The sequence below is a fragment of the Leucobacter sp. NPDC077196 genome, from assembly GCF_040687075.1.
Taxonomy (GTDB): domain Bacteria; phylum Actinomycetota; class Actinomycetes; order Actinomycetales; family Microbacteriaceae; genus Leucobacter.
Genome location: NZ_JBFBML010000014.1, coordinates 14597 through 28294, shown reverse-complemented (window position 1 = coordinate 28294; position 13698 = coordinate 14597). Strand labels below are relative to the sequence as shown.

Below are 13698 nucleotides of genomic sequence, written 5' to 3'. Positions count from 1 at the left end.
TTGGCATGACGCCTGCGGAGGCCGGGGATGGGTTACTGACCACCCCGGCCTTTCTCGTCCGTGCAAGTGCCGCACACAACCCTTGGAGGTGCCGTGAGAATTCTCATAACCGGATCGCGTGGGTGGACCGACGAACGTTTGATCGCGGACGCTTTGCTGACTGTATGGCTCACCGAGGACCGGCCTCATAATGCTGTCCTCGTCTCCGGCGCGTGCCCTACAGGGGCCGACGCAATCGCCGAGTCCGTTTGGGAGAGGCAAGGTTTCGCGGTCGAACGTCACCCAGCTGACTGGGAAAAGCATGGCAAGCGGGCGGGGTTCTTGAGGAACGCGGAGATGGTTGCTCTCGGCGCAGACGTTTGCCTTGCATTCGTGAAGTCTGGCTCTCCAGGCGCGTCGATGACTGCTGACATGGCCACCAAAGCGGGCATCAAGGTAATGCGCTGGGATGTGCCGTGAGTAAGCCGACCCCGAAGGCGGTCCTGCGTGCGATTGAGGCCCGCGACGGTCACGTCTGCGTGTGGCATGGGGAACGGTGCGGCACGGACACTCTGGTGCCGCAGCATCGGCAGGGCGGCATGGGTGGACGGAAGAACAAGCATCGCTTGTCGAACGTGGTGTGGCTGTGCTCGCTCACGAACGGACTGATCGAATCGGACGCCGCAATGGCTGAGGAAGCACGCGTGAGAGGTATCAAGGTCAGCCTCCACGCGAACCCCGCAACAATCCCCGTCCGTTACCCGCACGGTGTCTTCTACCTGAACGATGACGGCACCCGGGACCAGATCAGTGATGACCCGTACTAGAGAGGAGGAAGACGATGGCGGCAGATAAGGACAGGCGGTTGTTCATTCGGTTGGATCTCGATTACGCGGATCATCCGAAGATCATTGGCCTGTCGGATGCGGCGTTTAGGGCGCACATCACGATGATGTTGTACTCGCGGAAGTACGAGACGGACGGCATTCTCAAAAAGCCAATCGCTAACCGACTCGGTTCTCAGTGGGATACCGACGTGCTTACCGAGTTGCAAGAAAACGATTCCGAGTCACCTTCGCTCATTTTGCGGGCCGATGGCGACTACGAGCTGCATGGTTTTGCTGACATGCAGGAGACGCGGGCTGAGATCCGCGCCAGGACTGAGAGAAACCGGCAGAACGGCGCCCGTGGTGGTCGTCCGAAGAAGCGAAAAGAAACCCAGCCGGTTACCGACTCGGTTACCGACTCGGTTAGCGGTTCGGGTAGCGACTCGGGTACCCAAAAGAAAGCAGAGATAGAGACAGAGATAGAGATAGATATTGAAGTACCTAAAGGTACTTCTTCGTCGGAAGTTGAAACCGTCTCGGTACGCCCAGAAGTTGAAGCTCTGCTCGACCTTCTCGATGAGGGGCTGAGGAAGAACGGCACCAAGATCCCGGGACGTACGAAGCAGAACTTGGATGCTGCACGGCTTCTCCTCGACCGGGACGGGTACACGGTTGCACAGGTCGAGTACTTGATCCGCTGGTCGCAGGCCGACGGGTTCTGGCGCGCCAACATCCGGTCCATGTCGAAGCTCCGAGATAAGGCAGACACGCTCCGCCTGCAGTCGCAGCGTAAGCAGGCACCGCAGCAGCAGTCCAAGTCGGATGCTGCACACGATTTCGTTTCACGATTGGAGGCACTCGATGCAGCTCAAGGAAGTCGGCCAACTATTGACGATCATCTCGAGCTTCGATAACCGGAAGCTGGATGAGTCGACGGCGGTTTCGTGGAAGTTGATGATTGATCGGCATTTCCCGGATGCGTCGTTGGTGGAGGCGCAGGAGGTGGTGCTGGATTGGTTCGGTACCGCGAACCCGTACTTCGAGGTGCGGCACCTGATTGATGGGTTGAAGCGGGCTCGGCGTCGGTTTTCGCGTGAGATCGAGAACGATGTTCGGGCGGCGAAGGCTCGCGGCTTGATCGGTCGCGATTGGCCGGCTCGGAAGGTTCTGCCGGTTGAGGTGGAGCAGCGGTTGTCGGGGGCGCGTGCTCGTGATCGTGAGGTTGCTGCCCAGTACGCGATCGAGGGGCCGAATGTTCCGGGTGTGGAACTCGAAGTAGGGAGAACAGTATGACGAACCAGAAGACACCCGAGCAGGGCGCACTAAGAATTCGACCGCGCGAGTTTGGGGACATCGTGTACATCGAAACCCGGCGGGACTCGGAGCCGCCCTGGCTTTTCCTCCGACAGGAGGGTGAGACCGTGTACTTAGTAAACGCGGATGGACAGATGCGCGACATCAACGGATCGTTTGTGGGCCATTTTGGCGAGGTGCAGGGCGGCGCAACCGAGGAACAGATCGAAGCCGCAATTGAGCATGCGCTCGAAATGTCCGATGACGTGAACCACGGGGAGCTATGCGGCTGCGGACAGTGGCCAGTATCGTGCGCCGTGTACGAGACACATCCCTATGTCCGGCCGTGGGCGCATGATGCCGAGTTTGTGGCCAGAGAGGCGCTGCGATTCTCAGCGTCGGTGTCCGCCCATCCAGCGGACGAGCGCCACGATGCCGAGGAGCGCGAGGCCGAGTCCGAGGATCATGCGGCAACGGTAACCAGCGAACGCGAGAAGCTGATCGCCGAGGCCCGCCGCTGGCCACGGGAGCAGGACGTGGAGCCGTCACGTCCGCCCGCGGAACTGATCAACGACCTTGCCGACGCCCTCGCCGCCCCGGTCGAGGTAGACGAAGCGAAGCTCGCTGAGGTGCTGCAAGGCGTGCTCGTGGTGTGCAGCGCTCGGCTGTACATCACCGGCGAGCCGCTCGCCCGAGCCGCGGTTGAGCGACGCCCCGAGTGGCTGCGAGGTGAGGGGCGATGAGTGAGTCGGACCCCCTTCTCGATTTCTTGCTGACTCGTGATCGTCGGAAGGTGATGGCTGAGGCTGTGAACGTCCCGTTGGAGCGCCTGTATGCGGAGGCGTCGGTTGAGGATCGGGAGTTGATTGATGTGTTGCCGGTGGGTGTGGTGCGGCGGCGGTTGATGCAGGCGGAGGTGTTGTTGGCGTCTCGTGAGGAGCGTGAGGTGCGCGTGGTGGGTTCTGGTGAGTTGTTGACGTTGTTGCGTAGGCAGCGTGCGGAGAACGAGAAGTTGAAGCGCAGCAATCAGGAGCTGCGGGACATTTTGTACGAGAAGAACGGGAAGGAAGCCGCATGACAGAAGTGACGGTGTACGAGAAGGACAAATGCACGGCGTGCACGAACACGAAACGGAAACTCACCGATGTGGGGATCCCGTACGTGACGGCTGACCTGATGGAGCCGATGAATCTTGCAGCGGCGAAAGCTTTGGGGCACATGTCGGCCCCGGTGGTTGTCGCGGGTGATGATTCGTGGTCGGGGTTCCGGCCGGACAAGATCGATGAGCTCGTAAAACAGCTCGAACTACAGGAGGAAAAGTGAGCAAGGCATCATTCAGCATTGAGGGTTTCGCGGCGGAACCGAAGCAGCGCACGTCACAGAACGGGAAGCGCATGCTCGACATCTCGGTCGCGCACACGGAGCGTCGGAAGAACAAGCAGTCGGGTGAGTGGGAGAACGCGACCGACCGTGACGGGAACGAGATCACGTTGTGGGCTCGGGCGACGTTCTTCGATGAGCAGGCCGACCTTCTCGCTCAGCAGGTGGCGAAGGGCACGCTGGTCCGCATCGAGGGCATGCCACGCCTGAACGCGTACGTCGACAACTCGGGTACAGCGAAGGCGAGCATCGACGTGCAGTTCGCTTCGCTCAGCATCATCCCCAGGGCGTCCAGTGGTGGTTCTGGCGGCGGTTCATGGGCTCCCGCACCCCAGCAGTCGCAGGGCGGATTCCAGGGCGCACAGAACGATCCCGGCGCGTCGGGTGGAGGTTTCGACTCGGCCCCATTTTGAGTATCGAGCACTGGTTGCATCACGTCGAACCACTCATCTGGGCGTTACAACACGCACCCGATGATGTGACTGACACGGAACTCGCGGCGATAGTCCGCAAACATTGGCCTCGCTAACTGGTGGGGCTTTTCTTGTACCCGAGGGGCTGGCCGAGTGCTGGCCCCTCCCGACGTTAAGAGGTGTGGTTTGAAACCGAGACTCTTGGACCTGTTCTCATGCGCTGGCGGTGCGGGAATGGGGTATCACCGGGCAGGCTTCGAAGTCGTTGGAGTCGATATTCGGCCACAGAAGAACTATCCCTTTGAGTTTCATCAAGCAGACGCGATCGGCTTTCTGGCAGCACATGGGCATGAGTTCAATGCGGTTCATGCATCCCCGCCCTGTCAGGTGTACTCCACGACGAGGCACGCGAACGACAAGGCTGATGCTCATCCTGATCTGCTGGCCCCGACACGTGAGGCACTCTCACGCTTGGGGCTCCCATACGTCATCGAAAATGTGGAGGGTGCCCCGCCGCTGGCGCCGCTCACTTTGTGCGGCTCGGAGTTCGGGCTACGGGCGCATGACGTTGACGGAGTGCCCCTCGCGTTGCGGCGGCACCGACTATTCGAATCCAACGTATGGCTCATGGGCGCTGGCGGTTGTTTCCATGATTCCACTCAGGTAGCAGGCTCGTACACAGCAGGCCGGCACCGCACACCTGAGCACCGTGACAATCCGGCTCGACGGGGCGGATACACGCCTGCCCTGAACGTCAGGGCGCAACTGCTTGGCATCGATTGGCGCATGAATGAGCACGAGCTGGCGCAGGCGATCCCGCCTGCGTACACGGAGCACATCGGACGGCAGCTCATTGCTCAGCTCGATCGGGTGGCGGCGTGACGGTTGAGGTTTTCCGTTGTCCGGTCCCGACTTGTGCGCAGATCGACATGACCCCGGAGCTGGCGGCGGTTCATGCGGCGGAACACGCTGACCCGGTGTGGGTCGCGAAGGATGCGGTGTGGCGTCGGGAGGCGCGTGAGGGGTGGGAACGGTTGAAACAGAAACGAGGAGAAACATGAACGAAGAAACGTATACGCCGACTGTGGGTGAGGCGCGCGCTGAGTTCGTGGCGAACAAGAGCTTTCGCATGGCGACCGGGTGGCGCGGGGCCGAGGAGTTCGACCGCATGATCGCTGAGGTGGAGCGTGCAGCCGCCGAGAAAGCGCTGACCGAGTTCGCTGACGACTACAACGACATCTATACCGGGTCGGAAATGATCATGCAGCTTGCGTCGGCTGACTACTGGCGAGGTGCAGACGATGCAGTTCAGCACGCGATAGCGAAGCTTCGCATCCGGGCCGCGACGTACTGAAGAGAGGAAGCATGATGGCTGAACTTGATTACGACGAGCTGCAACGGTTGGCAGACGCAGCAACTGAAGGACCATGGAAATGGACACACGAACCCGGTGACGACGAAGGCGCGCTCAGATCGTCGTCAGAAGAGAGGTACGTGCTGTGCGCCAACGGGCTGCACACGGAAGGATTCATCGCCGTTGGGGTAGCTGACGCCGAATTCATCGCCGCTGCTCGTTCCGCTGTCCCGGCTCTCCTGGATCGTGTACGGGAGCTTGAATCGCAGAAGGTCTGCGAGCACCAGAACGCCGACTACCTGCGGATGATGGCTGAGCGTGATGCTGCACTGTCCACCATCGCCAAGGTGGAGGCGCTGCACACAAGCGAGGGGTGGCCGCTGCCCGGAGGTCGGGAATCGAAGGAGTATTGCACTCGCTGTAATTGCCGCTGGCCGTGTCCGACGATCCGCGCTCTCGGGTCTGTTCCGTCAACAGGGGAGGGAAACGATGGCTGATCGAGCGAAATGTCCGTCCTGCAAGAAGAGCGACTCCCTCTCCTTGATCGAGACGCACGATGAGATCGGGAGCACAGAGTTCGGGTTGGTTCTTTATGACGACAATGGCGCGCTCGTGCCACCCAGCGACTTTTGGTTCGAGGTGGGGGACACGACCGATGTTCGTATTCAATGCGGTCACTGCGAACACCAATGGAAACCAAGGGGCCGCCTGGTGGGCAGCCGAATGGCAGGGGAGGGAAACGAATGAGTGAATCGTTCGAAGAGAAGGTGACCAGATACACCGAGTCGGCAACGCGACTGCGACGTGAAGCGGAGCGTTGGCGAGATGCCGCGCTCACTGCGCGCTGCGGCCTCACCGTCACAGCGGGGACGTTTACGTTCGACCGAGGTATGGCGTCGATTATGTCGCGTGCCCTCGACGACAACGCCGCGCTTTTCGATGCGCAAGCCGACGAAACGATGGCGAACCTACAGGCCGAGCTCGGAAAGGAGCCGACCGATGCTGACTGACGACGAGAAGCGCGAACTGATCACGGAAGCACGCAGTGAGACCTGCGGCAAGAGGTATACGGCTAAGGAGGCGAAGTCTCTTGCACTGGCTCTCGCTGATGCTCTCGAAGGGACGCGCACAGAACCCGAATGGCGGACCGTTGTGCTCGGCAGGGAGGAAGCAACCGACTCGGATTCGAACTGGCAAGTGACGGCCTGGACACCGGCAGAGGTTGACGAAGCGCGGATTCGTTTCCCGCGCAGCGAGTACAAGTTGGCCCGGATGGCACTCGACGAAGAGGAGGTGGTCAATGATGACGGAGAGCGAGCCAACAATGGCGACGAATCAAGGCAGTAAGTCCGGCAGTGGCGATTCCCGTCCGCATTCGATCCTTGGTGGGATTGACGCGTGGGAGGTAGCGAAAGTTGCGGCGGACGATCATTTCTTGCCGCGCATGGACGGCACCGTAGCACCCGATCATGTGCAGCAAGCGTTCATCGACGGGTACGCAGGAGCGGTGGAACAGCTACCCAGCGAGGCTGAGCTTACGAACGCGATCCTTGGACGGACGGCCCCGAGCGCGGCGAGAGCGGTGCTGGCCCTTATCCGGGAATCCTACGAGGGTGAAAGTTAACTCACGCCCCGCACCAATAGTTAACGTTAACGGCCCCGATATGACATCTGCACACGTCATTTCGCCCGAAAACTGGCACCCACACGTGCCACTTATTCACGGCTCTCACCCTTCCCGGGTGGGGGCCTTTCGCATACAAGGGAGGGAAACATGAGCAGTGGTCAGAAAGCGCGTACACCCAGGTACTTCCCGCGGATGAAAGTTCGTGGAGCAAATCGGAAGCGGATGCAAACCATGTATGCATTCCAGCGACTCGGAGACGCAGGGAACGCATCGGCTGCCGCAATCATGGGGCTGGGTTCGGCTCTCATCAACATGCAGACGGCAATCAATCGCATGTACGAACGGCAGAATGCGGTCGAACAGCTCTACCCGCCGGCTGAGCCTTACGACATGGCTGACCTCGGTATGGCAATCATGAGGGGGGCGTGATGGAGAGTACTGAGCGTGCGGTCGTCCGGTTGACGGAACCACATACGGAAATCGCTGGGGGCGGTCATTCTACGGAGTGGCCGCCCTTACTCGACTGGCTGGATAACGCGATCCGGGAACAGGTGAAGCGTGGGAGTGCTGGCGGTGGTGGTTCGCCGTCACCAATCGACCTCACCGCCCTCGCCTTGTTCCAGCGCATCGAGTACGGAGTCAGGCAGATGCGCGAAGCCCTGTACCTGCCGATCATGCGCGACGTGAAAGGCGCGATCCGGGAAGCGTGGGATGCCGCGAAAACGTATCGCGCATCCGGCGACATGGACGATGACCAGCAGTGGGAGCGCATCTGTGACGCCTTCCCGAGGTGGGTTGCGGATATCGAAACCGAATGGGATGACCGGACGAGGCGCATGGAAGTGACCGTGCCATGCCCAAGCTGCGGGACACGATGGGTGCTCGAGAAGGATGACCCCAGAGACCCACGCGAGGAGCCGAAGCGTAGATCGGCGGTGTGGGTCGAGTTCGCTGAAGGGAGGGCACCAGTCGGTGAATGCCGCGCACCCGAGTGCGGCGCATACTGGGTCGGTTACACCGACATGGCGAAACTCGGCATTGCGATCGGCGCAACACCCGACGCTGAAGTGCTCGCCGCTTGCGGCATCGACTTGCGGCAACTGCTTGCGTCGTAAGCGAAAATGGCCTACTATGGGTCACAGGTCCGAATAACTGTGTCAACTTTCGGGCAACAGCCGCTCCCAACAGGGCGGCTTTCGTCGTTTCTGGGTGGGTCTGGTTGGAGGAACCGGAGCAATCGCAACGCTGCTGCCTGCGGCCCACCTTTGAAACGCTCGATCACCTGCAAAACGCACTCGGTGCGACAGCCGGTCGGGAGCTTGCGGCATGACGATGCGCGGCAAGCATATGTCTCCGTAGCTCAATTGGTAGAGCGCCGGTCTCCAAAACCGGAGGTTCCAGGTTCGAGCCCTGGCGGATTCGCTACACGCATTGAGTGACTGTCCGGACGGTCGCGTGCCCTGGTAGCTCGCACTCACGAGCTGTGACCCAGGGCTTTGTCTTCCCGGCGTGACGGGAGCCAGAAGCCTCAGGCTTCACCGGCAGAACAGCGGTCGGGCCCGGTCGCATCACGCAACTCCTGGGGCGCGGTCAGCTGCGCTAAACACGTGGCACCCGGTAGCTCCGGCACTGCCCGCCAACCCCTTGTAGCCCGCACGCGCCCTGCTCCGGTTGACCCCGTTGCCGCCTCTGCGGGCACCCACATTCTTGGTTCCCACCATCGAGACCTACACAACGCCACGAGCGCTAAACAGCGGTGCGAGTGCGGGACCAAACCTTAACCAGGAGGATTCATTGTCGAATAAGCCTGGGCAAATCGATGACAACCGCGTGCAGGAACTCGCAGCGGCAGGAGCGTCGAAGAATGCGATTGCGCACGCTCTCGGATGCCACCGACGCAGCGTAGACCGGGCGTTCAGGCGTCTCGGCATCGAAAGTGCGGCCACGAACCAGCGTGGGCAGTCAGGTGGCGACTACGAGCGCCACGACCGCGACGCCGGCACCTTCGAGTACGGGCTCAACGGCGACCGCTCATGGGGATACGAAGACTGGCGCATGTTCCTCCTCGAGAAAGGGCAAGACCCGGACTCGGTGACGTTCTCCTACGGAGTGACGGCGACACCGCACGGGAAGTACTTCAACAAGCTCAACAACGTCCGCCCAAAGTCGGGCGACAAGAACGCACTGAAGTGGCCCGTCATCCAGCAAGCAGCACCTGTTGTTGTGGAGCTCGCCGATTTGCCCGCGAGGCCCGCCCGTGACGGTTTGAAGCTCTCACTGAAGGCCGGTGACACGCAGATCGGGTACCGCGCCGTAGGGGACACGTTCGAAGCGTTCCACGACTGGTCAGCGATCCTCGTGTTCATCGAAGTATGCCGACGCGAACAACCCGACACGATCGTCATCCTGGGCGACTTCCTCGACCTCGCAGCACAAGGCAAGTACGTGCAAGAGGCCGGGTTCGCTCGCACCACACAGATGGCGTTGAACGACGGCCACCACATGCTCGCACTCCTCCGAGCCGCGAGCCCCGAATCGCACATCGTCATGATTGAAGGAAATCATGACAAGCGCATGCAATCCTTCATCGAAAGTAATGCTCTCGCCGCGTTTGGCTTAAAAGTGGCCAACCTGCCCGAGTCGTGGCCCGTCATGTCACTCCCCAACCTGCTCCGCCTAGACGAACTCGGCATCGAGTACATGGACGCCTACCCGGCAGCCGCCTACTGGGACGACGACACCACACGCAACATCCACGGAACCCGCGCCAACAGCAAAGGCTCCACAATGTCGCAGTACGCCCACGAAGCACCCCATATCAACACGTGGGCCGGACACACCCACCGCCAAGAGATCATCTACCGCACCGTCATCGGACCCCGCGGAGAACCCATCGAGTCATACTCGGCAAACCCCGGCGCACTCTGCCACACGGACGGTCGAGTCCCATCAGTGCACGGAGCCCTCCACGCGGACGGCTCCAGCGCACGCGTCGTTGAAGACTGGCAGCAAGGGTTCGGGTCACTCCTCCACGGCGACGGAGTGTCATGGCCGCAGGTGCACCGCATCCGCAACGGGGCGACGATCTACAACGGGCAACGCATCGCACCGTAAAGTTCCTCCACCACCGCGTCGACGCAACGTTAGGCGCACAACATTGCGTAGGGAGCTGGTCATGGCGCGAATGCTGCGGGCGAATAGCAAGCCTGGACTATGTGACTGCCTCGATTGCGGCATGGGCGCATGGGTGGGGCGCGCCAAGGAGAAGCAGCAGTGGCGACGCGACCTCGAAGCCGAGGGCCAAGCAGAGACGCTCGGCCAGGCGCTCGAGGACTTCGCTGACGCCTCCGACTGGCAGTACCTCATAGGAGCCTAGGGAGCCAATGATGGACACCTTGATTCGGATGCTCGACCGAGAAGAACCACCAGCGGAAGGCGACTGGCTCCTCGAAGCTGCCGACGAAGTAGGAGCTGACTGTGACTGAAGAAGCGATGCCGCTCGGCACCATCACCATCACCCGCTATACCAGCGCGGATGGCGAAACCTTGGCCGGAGTCAACGTAGACGACGACCTAGATGTCCACGCACAGCTCGGCCTACTCCGCATGGCAGAAGACACCATCCTCCGAATGGAGGAAGAAGATGAGTGAATGCAGCTACTGCCGACGCGTGTTCGAATCAGCCAGTGCAGCCGACGCCTGCTGCCGGGACGACGACACCGCATACAGCAGGGCATACGACTAGATAAGGTGGGTGACATGATCAAGCGCGCGACGATGAGTGTGTGGAGCGGCCTCGAGGGTATGTGGCGGGCCATGATCGATGACCTCAGATTGGTGCCCCTCATCATGGCGGTCCCTGTCGTGGTTCTCCTCATCGCCTGGGGCCTTGGCGAGATCTAACCCCAGGGGCCTACCTGAACAAGGGGTGGGGTATGCGCTACCCGAGGGGGTAGGTGCAGCCACCCAGGGGTGCAGGGATACCGAGGCCCCTACCTGATCCCACCACCCCAGCACGGGGGCACCACCTAGTAGGGGGCCACGATGACCGTACCCCTGAACAGCAACGGGCACAGACGCAGACAGTTACGTGCACGAGTACTCGCAGAAGAGACACACTGTGCGCTATGCGATCAACCCGTCGACAAGAAGCTCAAGGCCGAACAAGGCAAGCACTACAAGAACTGCGCCAACACATCATGCCAAGGATGCAAACCGCACCCAATGCGAGCCGAAGTAGACGAAACAATCGCCCGCAAATTCGGTGGATCACCACTCGACAGGGCGAACACACGCCTCATGCACAGGCAGTGCAACCAGACCAAAGGCGTCAAAAGCCTCGAACAAGCACGCAACGAACACCACGGAACACGCGCTAAGAGGCCCACAGTAAGCGCATCACCCATCTGGTAGCAACGACGCCACCAACGCGGCAGACAAGCAGCCAGGGCACCCACGCCATACGCCCCCCACCCCCGCCACCACGGCTCACCCGTGGCAATGCGCCCTTTCACACACAGAGTGATTTTGCTCCCGAGAGGTGGTTCTTGTGTCTCGGTTAGACGACTTGAAGCGGGCGCGGGATGTGATGTGGGAGTCGATTGAGGTTGCTGATCCCGATCAGCGTGCGCCTCTGATGAACCAGTGGCGGGCGCTTGAAGCGAGTATCGCTGAGATTGATGCTCAGTCGGGGAAGACGGGTGATCCGATTGACGAGATCGCAGCCCGTAGAGCTGCTCGGGGAGGCTCCACCGCGCGTGTTGGTGGAGCCGGCCGGGGTTCGAGCTAATTCATGGATGGATGTTGCTGATCTTTCGGCGCAGGCGGGGATAACGCTTGACGGTTGGCAGGAGCTGATTCTTGAAGCCGCGATGGGCGAGCGTGCTGATGCGAAGTGGGCTGCGAAGCGTGTCGGGGTGAGCGTAGCGCGCCAGAACGGGAAATCTCAGCTTCTTGTTGCTCGGGCGCTTGCTGGTGTTCTTCTGTTCGGCGAAATGAAGATTGTGATTTCTGCGCATCAGCAGGATACGGCGCGGGAAACGTTCTCGAAGATGGTGGAGATCATCACCGCAGACGGCAATGAGTGGATCGATGATCGCGTTCGTCACAACGGGATTATGAACGCGATTAATCGTGAAGCTATCCGGTTCAAGAACGGCGCTTTGATTCAGTTCAAGGCTCGTTCTGGGCCGGGTGGACGTGGGTTTTCATCTGACTGCTTGCTCCTAGATGAGGCGCAGCGCTTGAAGCGTTCTGCGTGGGTTTCTATCAACTCAACGATGAGTGCGATGCATAACCCACAGGTGTGGCTTCTCGGTACTCCTCCGACGCGAGATGACATTGAAGCCCAGATGCATGAGGTGTTCGAGTCTGTCCGTTCCGCGGCTATTGGGGGAGTTTCGAAGTCGGCTGCTTGGATTGAGTGGGGTTCGAATCCTTCTGATGATGACTACGATCCCGCTTCGGAGTTGACGCGTTGGAAGTCGAATCCTGCATGGAACACGCGCATCAATCACGAAGTTGTTGACGGTGAATTCGAGTCGTACTCCGAGGAGGAGTTCGCGCAGGACCGGCTTGGGGCGTGGCTGAGTGATCTCGGCGGGGCGGGCTCTCGGGCGATCTCGCAAGCTGAGTGGGATAGCTGCGGGGTCGCTGAGGCTCCAACCGAGGGCGTGCGGTCATTCGCTGTGGCATTCAACGTTGACGGTTCTCGGCTTGCTTTGGCCGGGGCGCTGAAGCATGACGAAGGTATCCACGTCGAGTTGCTTGATGTGGCGGCGGACGATGTTGCAGCCGGTCTTGGGAAGCTTGCTGACTGGTTGGCGCAACGCTGGCGGAATGCGGCTGAGATTGTGCTGTCTGGTGCCGCTGGTGCCCCGGTTTTGAAGCAACTCCTGAAGGACCGAAGGGTGCCAGATGCGCTCGTGCGCGTGGCTTCTACGCCGGAGTACACGCAAGCGTGCTCGATCACGTTAGACGCCGTCCGAGCTGCTGCCGCTATTGCTGAGGCGAATGCGGAGACGGACGACCTTCTACCTGTCCCGTTCTCGCATCGTCGGGACGAGGGCCAGCAACTCCTGGATGACTCAGTTTCTATCTCGGACAGGAAGAAGCGCGGCCCAACAGGTGCGTGGGGGTGGGAAGCAACCACCCCTGACGGCGATGAGACTCCGCTCGAAGCGGTGAGTCTTGCGTACTGGATTTCGAAAACTACTAGGCGGAAGCCGTACGGCGAGAAGGAACGGAGAGCTGTGTTCCTATGACGACTTGCAAAACTGCTGGTTGCGAAGATCAGGTTTGCGCGCGCGGGCTCTGCAAGCGTTGTTACAACAAGCAATGGCGAGGTGAGAACGCTTCATATTTTCAGGAGTATCGGAGGGTGCACGCAGCGGAGCGGGCCGCGTATACGAAGCGGTGGCGGGCCGAGAACTCTGAGCGGTGGGCGGAGTGGTGGGCTTCTTACTACTCCGCAAACAAAGATCGGTATGCCGCCCATTGCGCCAATAGATCGGCGAAACTTCGTGGAGAAGCTTTCAAAGAGAGAGTTTCAAGAAAGCGACTCCGAGAGATGGACGGCGACAACTGTTGCTATTGCAATGTTGGTCTCTCATTCTCGGGTAGGGCGCGCGGTGAGTGGATCCCGAACGCGGCTGAGGTTGACCATGTTGTTCCCCTCGCACATGGCGGGGAGCACTCATACATGAACACAGCGCTCGCGTGTGCGACTTGCAACCGCGCTAAAGGGCGTTCGTATGGGTGGACGGTTCTTTCCGGGCATAGGCTCGCCGAAATTTATCAGGGGGTGGAGTAGATGAATGGTGCTGT

20 protein-coding genes are annotated in these 13698 nt (G+C 60.6%); all 20 read left to right on the top strand.

Annotated features, from left to right (window positions below; all coding sequences use genetic code 11):
- Positions 1–60: 60 nt before the first annotated feature.
- Complete coding sequence (locus AB0O71_RS12530; protein ID WP_363745793.1) at positions 61–459, top strand: DUF2493 domain-containing protein; 399 nt, start codon at positions 61–63, stop codon at positions 457–459.
- A complete protein-coding gene (locus AB0O71_RS12525; protein ID WP_363745791.1) occupies positions 456–806 on the top strand; it encodes a hypothetical protein in 351 nt (116 codons plus the stop codon). The genes AB0O71_RS12530 and AB0O71_RS12525 overlap by 4 nt, the downstream gene beginning before the upstream one ends.
- 14 nt (positions 807–820) lie before the next feature.
- Complete coding sequence (locus AB0O71_RS12520) at positions 821–1720, top strand: hypothetical protein (RefSeq protein WP_363745789.1); 900 nt, start codon at positions 821–823, stop codon at positions 1718–1720.
- Entirely contained in the window at positions 1668–2099 is a 432-nt protein-coding gene (locus AB0O71_RS12515) for a hypothetical protein (RefSeq protein WP_363745787.1), read from the top strand. Before AB0O71_RS12520 ends, AB0O71_RS12515 begins: the two co-directional genes overlap by 53 nt.
- Positions 2096–2842 carry a hypothetical protein gene (locus AB0O71_RS12510; protein WP_363745785.1) on the top strand — a complete coding sequence of 249 codons (747 nt, stop codon included), beginning with the start codon at positions 2096–2098 and terminating at the stop codon, positions 2840–2842. The genes AB0O71_RS12515 and AB0O71_RS12510 overlap by 4 nt, the downstream gene beginning before the upstream one ends.
- The gene (locus AB0O71_RS12505) at positions 2839–3177 is read left to right on the top strand and encodes a hypothetical protein (protein WP_363745783.1); all 339 of its coding nucleotides are present in this window, start codon (positions 2839–2841) and stop codon (positions 3175–3177) included. Before AB0O71_RS12510 ends, AB0O71_RS12505 begins: the two co-directional genes overlap by 4 nt.
- Positions 3174–3422, top strand: a complete 249-nt coding sequence (locus AB0O71_RS12500; protein ID WP_363745781.1) for a glutaredoxin family protein — start codon at positions 3174–3176, stop codon at positions 3420–3422. The genes AB0O71_RS12505 and AB0O71_RS12500 overlap by 4 nt, the downstream gene beginning before the upstream one ends.
- The gene (locus AB0O71_RS12495) at positions 3419–3892 is read left to right on the top strand and encodes a single-stranded DNA-binding protein (RefSeq protein WP_363745779.1); all 474 of its coding nucleotides are present in this window, start codon (positions 3419–3421) and stop codon (positions 3890–3892) included. The genes AB0O71_RS12500 and AB0O71_RS12495 overlap by 4 nt, the downstream gene beginning before the upstream one ends.
- A 1057-nt stretch (positions 3893–4949) precedes the next feature.
- The gene (locus AB0O71_RS12490; protein ID WP_363745778.1) at positions 4950–5246 is read left to right on the top strand and encodes a hypothetical protein; all 297 of its coding nucleotides are present in this window, start codon (positions 4950–4952) and stop codon (positions 5244–5246) included.
- A gap of 14 nt (positions 5247–5260) precedes the next feature.
- Positions 5261–5743, top strand: a complete 483-nt coding sequence (locus tag AB0O71_RS12485) for a hypothetical protein (RefSeq protein ID WP_363745776.1) — start codon at positions 5261–5263, stop codon at positions 5741–5743.
- A 246-nt stretch (positions 5744–5989) separates the two neighbouring features.
- Positions 5990–6256, top strand: coding sequence for a hypothetical protein (locus AB0O71_RS12480; RefSeq protein WP_363745774.1), 267 nt, complete (start codon positions 5990–5992; stop codon positions 6254–6256).
- Positions 6246–6593 (top strand): hypothetical protein, encoded by a 348-nt coding sequence (locus tag AB0O71_RS12475; RefSeq protein WP_363745772.1) that lies wholly within the window; start codon positions 6246–6248, stop codon positions 6591–6593. The genes AB0O71_RS12480 and AB0O71_RS12475 overlap by 11 nt, the downstream gene beginning before the upstream one ends.
- A gap of 427 nt (positions 6594–7020) precedes the next feature.
- Complete coding sequence (locus AB0O71_RS12470) at positions 7021–7302, top strand: hypothetical protein (protein ID WP_363745770.1); 282 nt, start codon at positions 7021–7023, stop codon at positions 7300–7302.
- Entirely contained in the window at positions 7302–7988 is a 687-nt protein-coding gene (locus tag AB0O71_RS12465; protein ID WP_363745768.1) for a hypothetical protein, read from the top strand. Before AB0O71_RS12470 ends, AB0O71_RS12465 begins: the two co-directional genes overlap by 1 nt.
- A gap of 679 nt (positions 7989–8667) precedes the next feature.
- Complete coding sequence (locus tag AB0O71_RS12460; protein WP_363745766.1) at positions 8668–9987, top strand: metallophosphoesterase; 1320 nt, start codon at positions 8668–8670, stop codon at positions 9985–9987.
- A gap of 121 nt (positions 9988–10108) precedes the next feature.
- Positions 10109–10249 (top strand): hypothetical protein, encoded by a 141-nt coding sequence (locus AB0O71_RS12455; RefSeq protein WP_363745764.1) that lies wholly within the window; start codon positions 10109–10111, stop codon positions 10247–10249.
- A 101-nt stretch (positions 10250–10350) separates the two neighbouring features.
- Positions 10351–10524 carry a hypothetical protein gene (locus tag AB0O71_RS12450; protein WP_363745762.1) on the top strand — a complete coding sequence of 58 codons (174 nt, stop codon included), beginning with the start codon at positions 10351–10353 and terminating at the stop codon, positions 10522–10524.
- Positions 10525–10632: 108 nt separating this feature from the next.
- Positions 10633–10776, top strand: a complete 144-nt coding sequence (locus tag AB0O71_RS12445; RefSeq protein WP_363745760.1) for a hypothetical protein — start codon at positions 10633–10635, stop codon at positions 10774–10776.
- A gap of 893 nt (positions 10777–11669) precedes the next feature.
- A complete protein-coding gene (locus AB0O71_RS12440; protein WP_363745758.1) occupies positions 11670–13136 on the top strand; it encodes a terminase large subunit in 1467 nt (488 codons plus the stop codon).
- The gene (locus AB0O71_RS12435) at positions 13133–13684 is read left to right on the top strand and encodes an HNH endonuclease (protein WP_363745756.1); all 552 of its coding nucleotides are present in this window, start codon (positions 13133–13135) and stop codon (positions 13682–13684) included. Before AB0O71_RS12440 ends, AB0O71_RS12435 begins: the two co-directional genes overlap by 4 nt.
- Positions 13685–13698: the final 14 nt, after the last annotated feature.

What these genes read in the sequence shown, in the direction of transcription:
- AB0O71_RS12520 (WP_363745789.1), top strand. Translation starts at nt 821, where the DNA reads ATGGCGGCAGATAAGGACAGGCGGTTGTTCATTCGGTTGGATCTCGAT.
- AB0O71_RS12515 (WP_363745787.1), top strand. Translation starts at nt 1,668, where the DNA reads ATGCAGCTCAAGGAAGTCGGCCAACTATTGACGATCATCTCGAGCTTC.
- AB0O71_RS12510 (WP_363745785.1), top strand. Translation starts at nt 2,096, where the DNA reads ATGACGAACCAGAAGACACCCGAGCAGGGCGCACTAAGAATTCGACCG.
- AB0O71_RS12505 (WP_363745783.1), top strand. Translation starts at nt 2,839, where the DNA reads ATGAGTGAGTCGGACCCCCTTCTCGATTTCTTGCTGACTCGTGATCGT.
- AB0O71_RS12500 (WP_363745781.1), top strand. Translation starts at nt 3,174, where the DNA reads ATGACAGAAGTGACGGTGTACGAGAAGGACAAATGCACGGCGTGCACG.
- AB0O71_RS12490 (WP_363745778.1), top strand. Translation starts at nt 4,950, where the DNA reads ATGAACGAAGAAACGTATACGCCGACTGTGGGTGAGGCGCGCGCTGAG.
- AB0O71_RS12485 (WP_363745776.1), top strand. Translation starts at nt 5,261, where the DNA reads ATGGCTGAACTTGATTACGACGAGCTGCAACGGTTGGCAGACGCAGCA.
- AB0O71_RS12480 (WP_363745774.1), top strand. Translation starts at nt 5,990, where the DNA reads ATGAGTGAATCGTTCGAAGAGAAGGTGACCAGATACACCGAGTCGGCA.
- AB0O71_RS12475 (WP_363745772.1), top strand. Translation starts at nt 6,246, where the DNA reads ATGCTGACTGACGACGAGAAGCGCGAACTGATCACGGAAGCACGCAGT.
- AB0O71_RS12470 (WP_363745770.1), top strand. Translation starts at nt 7,021, where the DNA reads ATGAGCAGTGGTCAGAAAGCGCGTACACCCAGGTACTTCCCGCGGATG.
- AB0O71_RS12465 (WP_363745768.1), top strand. Translation starts at nt 7,302, where the DNA reads ATGGAGAGTACTGAGCGTGCGGTCGTCCGGTTGACGGAACCACATACG.
- AB0O71_RS12455 (WP_363745764.1), top strand. Translation starts at nt 10,109, where the DNA reads ATGGGCGCATGGGTGGGGCGCGCCAAGGAGAAGCAGCAGTGGCGACGC.
- AB0O71_RS12445 (WP_363745760.1), top strand. Translation starts at nt 10,633, where the DNA reads ATGATCAAGCGCGCGACGATGAGTGTGTGGAGCGGCCTCGAGGGTATG.
- AB0O71_RS12440 (WP_363745758.1), top strand. Translation starts at nt 11,670, where the DNA reads ATGGATGTTGCTGATCTTTCGGCGCAGGCGGGGATAACGCTTGACGGT.
- AB0O71_RS12435 (WP_363745756.1), top strand. Translation starts at nt 13,133, where the DNA reads ATGACGACTTGCAAAACTGCTGGTTGCGAAGATCAGGTTTGCGCGCGC.